Annotated in this window: 11 protein-coding genes and 1 pseudogene; 8 read left to right on the top strand and 4 right to left on the bottom strand. The window is 47.1% G+C overall.

Annotation, left to right across the window (positions count from 1 at the left end; genetic code table 11):
* Position 1 precedes the first annotated feature (1 nt).
* The 5 genes from ABC395_RS25990 to ABC395_RS25970 all read left to right on the top strand — a co-directional run bounded on the left by ABC395_RS25990 (position 2) and on the right by ABC395_RS25970 (position 3,756).
* The gene (locus tag ABC395_RS25990) at positions 2 to 445 is read left to right on the top strand and encodes a hypothetical protein (protein ID WP_413006597.1); all 444 of its coding nucleotides are present in this window, start codon (positions 2 to 4) and stop codon (positions 443 to 445) included.
* Between the two features lie 278 nt (positions 446 to 723).
* Positions 724 to 1,089: a hypothetical protein gene (locus tag ABC395_RS25985; protein ID WP_413006596.1), complete on the top strand. Its 366-nt coding sequence runs from the start codon at positions 724 to 726 to the stop codon at positions 1,087 to 1,089.
* Positions 1,090 to 1,191: 102 nt separating this feature from the next.
* On the top strand, positions 1,192 to 1,764 hold the full coding sequence (locus ABC395_RS25980; RefSeq protein ID WP_413006595.1) for a hypothetical protein: 573 nt from the start codon (positions 1,192 to 1,194) through the stop codon (positions 1,762 to 1,764).
* 123 nt (positions 1,765 to 1,887) lie between these two features.
* Positions 1,888 to 2,898 (top strand): hypothetical protein, encoded by a 1,011-nt coding sequence (locus ABC395_RS25975; protein ID WP_413006594.1) that lies wholly within the window; start codon positions 1,888 to 1,890, stop codon positions 2,896 to 2,898.
* 399 nt (positions 2,899 to 3,297) lie between these two features.
* Positions 3,298 to 3,756, top strand: a complete 459-nt coding sequence (locus ABC395_RS25970) for an SMI1/KNR4 family protein (RefSeq protein WP_413006593.1) — start codon at positions 3,298 to 3,300, stop codon at positions 3,754 to 3,756.
* A gap of 121 nt (positions 3,757 to 3,877) precedes the next feature.
* Here the strand turns inward: ABC395_RS25970 and ABC395_RS25965 are convergent.
* From ABC395_RS25965 to ABC395_RS25955, 3 genes and pseudogenes are all read right to left on the bottom strand, one after another.
* Positions 3,878 to 5,216, bottom strand: a pseudogene (locus tag ABC395_RS25965) (MFS transporter).
* Positions 5,217 to 5,246: 30 nt separating this feature from the next.
* The gene (gene deoD, locus ABC395_RS25960; RefSeq protein WP_413006592.1) at positions 5,247 to 5,963 is read right to left on the bottom strand and encodes a purine-nucleoside phosphorylase; all 717 of its coding nucleotides are present in this window, start codon (positions 5,961 to 5,963) and stop codon (positions 5,247 to 5,249) included.
* A gap of 208 nt (positions 5,964 to 6,171) precedes the next feature.
* A complete protein-coding gene (locus ABC395_RS25955; protein ID WP_413006591.1) occupies positions 6,172 to 6,915 on the bottom strand; it encodes a GntR family transcriptional regulator in 744 nt (247 codons plus the stop codon).
* A gap of 228 nt (positions 6,916 to 7,143) precedes the next feature.
* On the opposite strand from ABC395_RS25955, the gene ABC395_RS25950 reads away from it, so the two are divergent.
* The 3 genes from ABC395_RS25950 to ABC395_RS25940 all read left to right on the top strand — a co-directional run bounded on the left by ABC395_RS25950 (position 7,144) and on the right by ABC395_RS25940 (position 8,962).
* Positions 7,144 to 7,587, top strand: coding sequence for a cell wall hydrolase (locus ABC395_RS25950; protein ID WP_413006590.1), 444 nt, complete (start codon positions 7,144 to 7,146; stop codon positions 7,585 to 7,587).
* Positions 7,588 to 7,787: 200 nt separating this feature from the next.
* The gene (locus tag ABC395_RS25945) at positions 7,788 to 8,285 is read left to right on the top strand and encodes an SMI1/KNR4 family protein (RefSeq protein WP_413006589.1); all 498 of its coding nucleotides are present in this window, start codon (positions 7,788 to 7,790) and stop codon (positions 8,283 to 8,285) included.
* A 68-nt stretch (positions 8,286 to 8,353) separates the two neighbouring features.
* A complete protein-coding gene (locus ABC395_RS25940; RefSeq protein WP_413006588.1) occupies positions 8,354 to 8,962 on the top strand; it encodes a DUF4304 domain-containing protein in 609 nt (202 codons plus the stop codon).
* A 59-nt stretch (positions 8,963 to 9,021) separates the two neighbouring features.
* On the opposite strand, the gene ABC395_RS25935 is transcribed toward ABC395_RS25940, so the two are convergent.
* Complete coding sequence (locus ABC395_RS25935) at positions 9,022 to 11,178, bottom strand: serine hydrolase domain-containing protein (protein WP_413006587.1); 2,157 nt, start codon at positions 11,176 to 11,178, stop codon at positions 9,022 to 9,024.
* Positions 11,179 to 11,280: the final 102 nt, after the last annotated feature.

Raw genomic sequence — 11,280 nt, 5'->3', positions numbered from 1 at the left:
AATGAATGTCCTGAAATGGCTGCTTGCTCTCTTATTTTTTCATCCTCTCATGATCGGGGTCATTTTCCTTACGTTTCTCATGCCTTTCATGATATATGCCGATCTAAATAATATTCTGGTAAACGAGGTTCCGGTCGCTGGTGGCAGTGTGATCGTACTAAGCCTTTTCGCTTTTTTTATTTATTTGACCATGAGGGTCAAATTTTTAGGTATCCCCTATCGTAAAATTACGATCTTGCTTCCAGCCTTGCAAATGCTCATTTATACCAGCTTCGCTCTATCGGTAGGAGTTATCATTCTCAACAAATGGGCGGACGAGGGGCTTTATTCCAAAGGATGGGCCATTATGCTTCTGCTGCTTGCGATTACGGCTATCCGATTATGCATGTCTCTGCTGTACTGGAAATATCCGGTTGTTCGGCGGACAAATCGATATAAGGAATAGTGAGGAGAAGGAAATTGACAGATCACCGACAAGATGAGCAAAGACCGAAGTCAAACGAGCCCGACCCATATGAGCTTCGGCAAACGGAAAATGAGGATGTCCCTAAGGAATTTACAGGGGCGTCAGACAATCGCAAGTCATCTTCTAACGGAAAAAAAGGAAATAAGCAACGATTCTGGATCGGAATTACGGCGCTTATCACGTTTGGGATGTTCATGTATTTCCAGGGTCCAAACGGCAGTATAAAAGATGTTCAATCGAATGGGATCGGTAAAGGGATGAAGGCGGGTATCCAACTGGTCGCGGCCGACGATTCGGCGGGACTCGAAGCCAGGGATTTCAACATTGAGATGAAGAAAAATACGACGACAGGCCGCATGCTGATCTGGGATTTCGCCGCGGAAGACGGTGATGTCGTTACGGTGAAGGTAGACGGCAATATTCTTCAATCGAACATAACTATCATGCACAGCCCGGTGGCGCTTGATATTCCGATTCCAAGTGTGGTTGAAATTACAGGTGTCAAGGACGGCGGAGGCGGGATTACATACGGGGTTAAGTTCCCCGGAGCCGTTCAGAATAACGCTTATTTCAATGCGGCGCCGGTAGGCTCCTCTAACGTCTATACGATAACCGGGCAGTAGGGAAAGCGCTAACCATAATGGAAATAAGAGACAAACATAAACCTGATTTAAAGGTTAATAAGCACCATGTTAAGTAAAAAAGCCATTCGAGGAGGCTATCACGTGGGAAGATCATTCGCAAATTTGCATATCAAGTCGCGAAGCCTTGAGAAGACTGTCGAAGCACTAGGAGAGCTGAGCAAAGCGCATGGCCATGTTTTAGGCAAGCGGAATAATGAGGCTCAAGCTACCAAAGAGGTCATGTATATAAGCAAAAGCAACGAGAACTGGATCAGCGTGCTCCACGACTATTTTGTATGGGGGACGGTGAAGAAGGCCGGCAAAGCGTTGTCCCAGCTTATCGAAGGGCCGGTAATGACCGCCTCCTACATGAATGAGGAAATATTCGAGCTGTCGATTTTCGAGAATGGAGAGATAGGAGCCGAAAGAATCTTTTGCGAACAGTGGACGAGGGAAGAATATGAACATCTGCAAGAAGAGCGCATTAATGATGACTACCTGCGGAAAGCGTTGGATATCTCTAATGAAGATTTTGACGACTTAATTAGCATTACGAGTCCGGCCCAAGCCGTAGATAAGCTGTCCGAACTCGTGGGAGTGTCCTTATGGAGTGATTCGGAGTGGATACCGCACGAAGAAACTCTCAGAGAACAATTTGAGAAACATGAATTTTAAGATGCTCTGAAGCGACAAAAGCCGTCTGTGCGTATAAGCCATGATGCGATTCACGATTTGAGCAAATGGTGGATTTTCAGCAAATAGGAATTTGTGATCGATGGCAACTGGGAGGGTTTATGAATGCGTAAGATATGGAAAAGAAGGATTCTGATCAATAATCCTGCTTCGCTGGACCGGGTTCAGATCGAGCAGGACTTGCGCAGCGGCAACCAAGTAATTGTCCAGTTCTCTCACCCGGATTTTTATGGCTCCATCCTGGAAGAAGTGGATGAGCTTTGCGCGCGCTGGGATGAGGATTTCGGAGTACGTTTCTACGCCCACTATTCTCTGTCTTTCGATTGCCATACTCTCTTGCGGATTCCTCATGTCAAAATGCTGCAGCTTAATAGTCTCGTTCAGGCACATAACACAGAAGCATTGGCCAAGCTGGATAATCTATCCAGTTTAAGCTTGGAGATATACGAGCTGGAGAATTCGGAAATTCTCGGGATGGATACGCTGCGCTCTCTTAAAATTTTAAATGTTATCTCCGATAAAAAGACCCTTAACCTGCAATATTTTAAAGAATTCTCTTGTCTGGAAGAGCTGCATGTAGGGGGCAAGGTTAAAAACCTGGATGCCATCGGTTATCTGGAGGATTTGAATTATCTCGCGCTGCATTCGATCGGCAAACTGCCGTTACATTTTATTAACCGGTTGAAGAAGCTGAAGCACCTTCGCATTTTGCTTGGAGGCCGGGAGCATATTCAGGAAATTGAAGAGAATGAAATCGAGAATCTGGAGATCTCTAGAGTCCGCGGTTTTCATGACCTGACCAATATTACGGCCTTTCAAGCGCTGAATAGGCTGGTTATTGAGGATCAGATCCAGCTGCAAGAAATCAGCTTTGACCAGGAAATGAAGGCACTGGAGGAGCTGTCTATCCGGAATTGTAAAGGCTTGTCTCGCTTGACGGGATTGGAGCGACTGCCTGTGCTGCACAAGCTTCGCCTTTTAAAAACGGCAGTCGATTTTGATTCCTTTATCAATCAGAAACTTCCGAATTCCTTATCTTCAGTGGAGTTTACAACTTTCAAAAGTAAAGCAGACCGGGAAATACAACAATCTTTATCAAAAATGGGTTTTCATTAAAGGGTTAGTCTTGGCGGCCGCTTCGTTTCTCCGGAATCCCTGTACTCTCCGGTTAAGCGGACTTAAGTATAACTAAGGAAGATGGGGGCCGAAATCATGGTTGCGTTAAATTTTGCCTGTACCTGGATATTGCTCGTTGCCTCATGTTCGGCGGTATGGTGGAGCTTCAGAACAGAAAAGCTTATAACGGTCTCTTGGCTGGCGTTTCTGCTCCCCGCCGTCTTCCAGTTCGCGGCCGCTTTTCGGACCGGCCCCGGCCAAGCGAAATCGCTGATCGTGTTCGGCTGCATAAATCTTGTGCTTGCTGCCCTTGCGGGTGTGGCTGTCTGGTACCTAGTCCAAGTGGCTAATGCGTATAAAAGGGGCAAATGATTCGTATAGGAAGAGAGGACCGAACTTATGTATGAGCGTTTGGCAGAAAAACTGAAAACGACTTCCGCTCTAAAATGGTTTCCCGGCCGTGGTGCGGAAGAGAGCTGGATTGCGGAAGCCGAGGAGGAATTAGGATTCCGCCTGCCGCCGTCTTACCGCTGGTGGCTGGTTCATTACGGTAATGCGCGGTTAAGTGGCGGGAATATTCTAACGATTGTTGCTCCGGAATACAGAGAGGACTATGACGGCGGCCTTCTTTACATACATAGACTGAATAAAGCCGAAGAATGGTGGGTAAGCCGGTTTCCCCACAGACTGGACTTGTTCGTGCCGGATAGCGACGAGCTTTATTTTTTTGATACGTCCATTAGGGATGAGCAGGGAGAATTTCCGGTCATGTGTTATGATCTCATGAATGATTTTATAGACAAGTATGCGTCAACGTTTGCGGAATTTCTGGAACGGCTGATTGACGAGCGTTCTTAGATGAAAAGATGACGAGCAGGCGCACGCTGCCGCGCTGGATTTTGAGAGCAGCCGCACCTCAAACGCCCAAAACACCTCCCAAAAGGAGGTGTTTTGACTTTTTAAGCTAGAGCAGCTTTACTTATTTGGACTCGGTGAGCCGGCCTACAAGCACCCAATACATCAATAGAGCGAACAAGGTAATCGCACAAAGGATCCATAGCACTGTTCCGAAAGATACGACATCCATTAGAGACGCGGTATAGGTGATGCCTATGGAAACGGCCACATTCAACACCAGGTTGTAGAATCCGATGGCTGTTCCGGATCTTTCCACAGGGATGGAGCGGATACATGAATCCAGCATAGGCGCGTACATGAATGCGAAGGATCCCGAGAACAGCAGCATGGAGAGAACATATACAAGAACCGAGCCTCCGATAAGGCCGGGCAAAGCCAGGCTGCATACGATGACGATCATAGCGATGGAAACCGCCTGCTTATTGGTCAATACTTTGGCTATTTTTCCGGACAGCGAACCGACCAGTACCGCCGTTACATAACCTGGTATCAGCAGCAGCGAGATCGTGTCGAGCTGGAGATTGTACATCTTTTGAAGCAGGAACGGGAAAATAAAGATGTAGCCCAGTTGAACGGAATAGATCACAAAGGCGATGGCAAGAACCGCGGCAAACCGTTTATTCTGGAAAAAGGAAATCCCGATGAACGACTTCTTACTCTTGCTGATATAGCCAAGAAATAGTCCGGCTGCCGCTATGAAGATCGCAATAAAAATCCAGTTGAAATCCGTTAAATACATCATGACGGAAGTCGTAATGGCGGATATTAGAAGCAGTCCGATAAAATCCACATGACTCTTCCGGGATTGTTCCTTCGGCAAATATTTAAGAATGAAGGGAAGCAGGATTAAGGACAGCAGCGGGATTAAGAATAACGTGGACCAATTTAAATAGGTGGACACGTAACCCCCCGTAATGGAACCGATAACAAGAGAAAGCGAATAGCTGCTTGTGCTGAGTCCCAGGAACTTTTTCTGCTCCCCTTTGGGCAGGTGTTTCGTTACATAGATCACATATAAAGTTTCAGCCGCGGCCAGGCCCGCCGTCTGGATCATACGGGCAATAACAACGAGCAGATAAGAGTGCTGAAAAATAAAACCGATAACAGAGCCGATGCAGATTAAGATAATGCCTGCACTCAGCAGCTTTCTGATACTGATCGTGTCGGCCAAGGAGGCATAGATGACAGCGCCGATTCCGATCACAAGTCCCGCCAATGAGGCTTGCCAGTCTGACCGCCGCTGCCGAGATTCCGAGATCCTCAGCAATTGCTACCGAAACCAGCTTGAATGAGTTATCGATAATTAAGGCAAAAACGAAAAAGAGCAGAATGACAGGTACGGCCCTTTTTGCCTGAAAGGATGGGGTAGTTTGCGGTGTCTGTTCAGTTATTGCAGCCATTAGCCACATTCCTTTCTTGGGATGGAATGATTAAGCAAGTTCCAGTGCAATTTCCATCATTTTAGTGAAGGCGGTCTGTCTTTCTTCAGGCGTCGTGGATTCATGTCTGAAAATGTGATCGCTGATCGTCAAGATGCACAGTGCGTTAACGCCCGCATGGGCCGCGTTCATATACAGGCCGGCAGATTCCATCTCGGCACATAGAATGCCCATTTCACTCCATTTCTTCAGTGCCGTCGGGTCCGCATTATAGAAAATGTCACTGGAGAGCACATTGCCTACATGAACCTTCTGCCCCTGTGCATCCGCTATTTTCTTGGCTTTTTCCAACAGCTCGAATGAGGCCGTAATCGAATAGTGACCGGGAAGATTGTACTGGTGACCATAATTGGAATCGGTTGCAGAACCCATCGCGAAAACAATGTCATACAGGTTCAAATGATCTTGAATCGCCCCGGCGGAACCGATTCGGATGAGATTTTTAACACCGAATACATGAATCAGCTCCCACGAATACAGGCTCATGCTTGGAGTTCCCATTCCGGTTCCCATCACGGATATTTTTCTGCCCTTGAAAGTTCCCGTGTAGCCCAGCATACCGCGGACTTCGTTGAACTGGACGACATTTTCCAAAAAATTCTCGGCAATAAACTTCGCTCTTAAGGGATCGCCCGGTAATAGAATCGTCTCGGCGATCTCTGCTCCATTAGGTTGAATATGCGGCGTTTCTTTAGGGGATGTACTCATGTTAAATCTCCTTTTTTTACAAAATGGTATAGTTGTATATTAAGTTGTCTAATTTGTACACATATAAAGTACCATATATCGTGTTCCTTAATCAACTTATTTTTTCTGGATAATATCTGATCATCTATCCCTTAAGGGGGGCTTCTATGCAAAAGGGCAGTGATCTCTCCATTATGGAGAAACCACTGCCCTGTCCGTTCTAAACGTCCTATTTCCTTGAAGCGTTGATCACAATCCGGCTAAATTCTTTAGGAATATAATATTTATTGTACACAATAGGGTACTGCTCATTTATATATAGGCTTTCCAGCAGCAAGTCACACCCCTCGCCGGCATCAAATTCAAATTTTTGTGAGGGGGTATTCATCACCGTGGAATGTTTGACCTCCACCGTTGCGGTGTTAGCCAACTCATATACCTTATTCTCCAGCATGTCCAGCAGCTGATCTTCATTTTGGAGGTCCAGGTTCAATTCGGTTACGGCCTCAATTGCCATAAAGGTAAAACCGTAAGCCACCGCCTGTCCTTTGCTCTTATACCAGCGCTCAACGGCTACTACAGCCGTGGCCTTCCTTTTCAGGACCTCTTTGGTGTAGTCACTTTCCAAATCGAGTCTGAACCGGATGTCGACATGGTCAATGTCCTCCGTATGGCACTTATAAATGGGATTTCCGATTTTGTCCAACCCGTCATTTCTCTGCACCATCCGGGATGGAGTAACAAAGTTTCCTTTCCCATGAATACTCTTCACCAGCCCGTCATCCTGCAAGAGAGCTAATGCTTGTCTTAACGTCATTCTGCTTACGTCGAACATTTTGGCAAGTTCAGGTTCGGTAGGCAATTGACTGTCGGAGGGGAACACACCGCTCATTATTTTTTTGAAAAGTTCATCGTATACGGTAAGGTACAGCGGTTTTTTTGCTTTGGGCAGATGTTCCGGCTTTATTTCCATCGGTCCACACACCTATTCTCTAAATTCATCCGTTAGAGCCTATTATATCACACCTGTAATCTTGAGTTTGGGCCGGTCTTACGGCCAGAAGGTTGACTCTTAACCCGCGCGAAAAAGGCGGCTGTGATGTGAAATCGCGCTTGTTCATTTTATTATATGGCCTGTGACAGTAACACATCCGCTTCGCCCGCAATATGATGAGTCTAGAAATCTAAAGAGGTGAGCCGAATGGCAGTCGTAAAAGCCAGGGACCAGGATATTGATATGTTGGCAAGGTTGCTTCGAGCCGAAGCTGAGACCGAAGGAGAAAAGGGCATGCTCCTTGTCGGTAATGTCGGCGTTAACCGGATCAGAGCGAATTGCTCCGATTTTAAAGGAATCCGGACCATTCCTCAAATGATTAACCAGGCGCATGCGTTCGAAGCCTTGCAGCACGGTTTGTACTATCAAAAAGCCAGGGACAGGGAACGCCGTCTGGCGCGGCGGGCTGTGAACGGAGAGCGGAATTGGCCGGGGAAATTCTCCCTGTGGTATTTCCGTCCGGGAACGTTCGAAAATCCCGGACCCTGTCCGCCGACTTGGTATAATCAGCCGCTCGCAGGACGCTGGAAGAAGCACTGTTTCTATGAACCGACCGCGGGAGAATGTGAGAATATCTATAACACGTTCTAATTTTATAGGTTAGCTCATTTAATGCCGCGTATATCGCGGCTTCTTTGAGTTTTCGTACACACCAAGGAAGTCGTCACATGAAAGGGGAAATAAGGGTTAGTCGACAAAGGATGGAATTATTAATGTTGCTTCCTTGTAACTGCGTGTGGTATTAGAAGATAAAGGAAGTGGTTAGAAAAAACGATTAGAAGGTGATGACTATGATTAAAAAAATCGGCGAGTTTATTGGCTGGGCTAAAGAAAACGGATGGGATATAACCGAAAAATCCGGGTCTCCGTTAAATTTAGATAGCAGCATTATAACTAGATACAAAGAAATCCCCAAGGAATATTTGGATTTTTTAAGCGTGGTTGATACATGTGTGACACCGGATGAGAAGACTTGGTTTATTTGTGAGAATGAGTTCAACAATAGCTCGGATGGTGCTTTTAAGTGGAATGAAGTTGAATTGCTCAGTTTAGAAGCGGCCATGGATGATAGTAACTGGAAATCGGAAATAACTACGTGGTGGGATCGTTACTTGCCCATAGTTATGTCAGTTGATGGGGGATATTCCTTCTATGCGATGGATGTAACAAACGATAAAGGTGCAATTGTACGCGGGTGTGAGCCTGAATTCGAGGAAGCTGAAAAAATAGCAAATACTTTTGAAGAATTTTTAGCATTAATTATGTCGAATTCAATAGGGTTCCAGTGATGCGTAAAGGGATATTAAAGGGTCACTATCATTTCACTTGTATAGCAGTCAGCTAAGGAGGAATCAAGTTGCAGCAGCTCTTTAAAGATCTGATTAAGCAGGATGTAAAGCCGTTCCTTGCTAAGCATGGCTTCGCAAAAAAGAGTTTAACGTTCAGTAAAACAACAGAGGGCCTCATCTACATAATCAATTTCCAAAAATCTTCCGGAAATGCGGCCGAGAAAGTCATGTTCTATGTGAACTGTGGCATTTACGCGGCGGAGTTAGCGCAGATCCAATCGAAACAAATTTTGACGGGGCCTCAGGAAACGGAGTGTCACTTCAGAGCAAGAATCGGGGAAATTGCCCGGGCTGTTCCGGACCGATTCGCCATCACTCCCGATACGAACATGGATGATTTAAGAAAAACGCTGTTAAGCGGATTGGAAGAAGTTATTCATTTCTATGAGACGATGACGAGTGCCAGATCCATTGCGGATTATTATATGGCGGGTCCGTTTCTGCATTTAGGTGAAGAGAGCTTTCATCTGCTGCTGCAATCCGGCGATACGGCAGCGGCCAAACATTATTTGAAGTCCTTGCATGAAAAATACGGCACGGAAAGCCGATGGACTATATTCGAAAACAAGTACAAAACTATTTTCGATAAATACGGAGTGGAATTCGTTAAGCTGTAAGCCCGGACGTAAAAAACCGGCATCGCCCTCGAACAAAAGGTGCGATGCCGGAATGTAAATTAACGGCTAAATTCCTTGTTGAATATTTTGTCCCTGCCCGTGATAACATCCGGACCTACCGCGTTGATAACCGTCACCAAGATATGCTCCCCGCCCAGAGGGCCTCCGGCTCTCGACTCAAATCCGAAAGTGCCTCCGGCATGTCCCCAATAAGATTGTCCGTCCGGCGTTTTCTCTTCATATACGCCCAGTCCGACTTTGCCGATAGGGCTGTCTACTGTTGTGAGCATCTGGTCCATCATCTCCTGATTAAGGAGCTTTCCGCCTAAAAGGGCACTGAAAAAGGTAGTCAGATCATCGACTGTCGAAACCATATCTCCGGCCGCATTCGCCCAGGATTGATTCACTTCCGTCATATCATACAAATGGCCCGACCGGTCCATGTTATATCCTCTGGCATGGTTGCCGGGAATGTGCGTATTGGCTTCCGTAACGAAGGTCCCCTTCAGCCCAAGCGGTTCGATGATCCGTTTTCTGATCTGCTCCGCATACGTATCCCCGGTTACCTTCCGGATAATTTGACCGGCCAGCACGGTATTGATGTTGGAATAGCTCCAGCCCTCTCCCGGCGCGAATACAGGCGGCTTTGCAAGTGACTTGCTTATGAGTTCATCCACGCTATAGTAGCGGAATGGATTTTGAGGCAGGGTAATGTCCCGCATATCCAAATCGGTGTAGTTCGCAAGTCCGCTCGTATGGTTCAGTAACTGGCGAATCGTAATTTTGTTGCCGTCATATCCATTGCCTTGCACGACACCCGGCAGCCATTTTTCGACGGAGTCATCCAGGTTTAATTGCTTTTCTTCGGCCAACTGCAAGACGACCGTAGCGGTGAATGTTTTCGTGATACTTCCGATTCGGAATGAAAAGTCAGGCCGGACCGGGCGCGGTACTTCCAAGCTGGCTGTACCTTTGGCGTATGACCAGCGTTCTCCATTTTTGAGTCCGCCTGCCATTACACTCGGAATGTTCTTGTTGGTTACCACTTGATCCACGACAAGTTTGACTTCATCGCGATGCTTTTTTTTCTTCTCCTCCTCCGTCAGGTCTCCCTTGGTTTCTACCGCGAATTCAGGTGTCAAAATATCGTTGATATGTGTTTCCGCACCGCCAAGCACATTGAAATTGATCGAGATGACATGTTGGCCGTCCGCCGTTCCGCCTGCAAAGTTAGTGAACCCGGGAATGCCGCCGCCATGTCCCCATACGCTGACGCCACCCGGCAGCTTAGTTTCATGCACGCCAAGTCCGTAATTCCCAAGCGGGCTCTCGACCGTGGTCATCATTTCCTTCTTCATCTCCGGTGTCAACAGCTTTCCGCTCAATAAGGCACGGAAAAATGTCGTCAAATCTTCTCCGGTCGAGATCATTTCCCCGGCGGCATTCGTGAAAGACGGATTAAGCCAAGTAATATCCACTAATTTGTCTCCGGTGTTCAGGTAGCCCCGGGCATTCTTTTTCGGGATATCTGCCGAGCTGCCGGGCAAAAATGTTTCGTTAAGCTTAAGCGGCTCAATAATTCGTTTCTTGATCTGCTCGGCATACGTATCTCCGGTGACTTTCTTGATAATGAGCCCCACAAGGGCTGTGTTCGTGTTCGAATAGTGGAAGCCTGTTACCGGCTTCATCGCTAAAGAGCGGGCTATTAATTGTTCGGCTGTGAAGTTTTGATTCGGGTTCGAAAGCAAACTATCCTTGAGCGCTCCATCCAAATAGTCCGGAATTCCGCTCGTATGATTCAGCAGCTGGCGGATCGTCACTTTATTGCCGTCATGCCCGTTGCCCTGCACGACACCCGGCAGCCATTTCTCGACCGTATCGTCGAGGCTGATTTTCTTCTCGCCGGCAAGCTGCAAGGCAACCGTGGCGACAAACGTCTTCGTTGTGCTTCCGATCCGGAAAGCGGAATCGGCATCCACTTTGTGATTTTTCTCGATATTGGCTTCGCCGGCGGCATACGACCAGCTTGCGTCACCCTTCTTTACGGTAACAATAACGCCGGGAATGTCCTTCGTATTGGCGGCTTTATCGATAGCTTGCTGGACCGGCGTCTGAGCCGTCGTGCGGGCACTTCCATAACTAGGGAAGATTAGCGTCCCTGCCACTATCGCCGACAAAGTTAAGGCAATTCCCTTTTGAATAGTAAATGATTTCATCTCGCATCGCTCCTGTTATTTGGATGTTGTGTGTTGGTCTACGTTCTCACCTTACCCGGAGCGCTGTAAAAACGGATAGCAGCAAAACCGCCCGATTTTTGA

The sequence above is a fragment of the Paenibacillus canaveralius genome, from assembly GCF_047238265.1.
Classification (GTDB): Bacteria; Bacillota; Bacilli; order Paenibacillales; family NBRC-103111; genus Paenibacillus_F.
The sequence above is the reverse complement of the archived record's forward strand: the minus strand, read 5'-3'. Positions and strand labels throughout refer to the sequence as shown.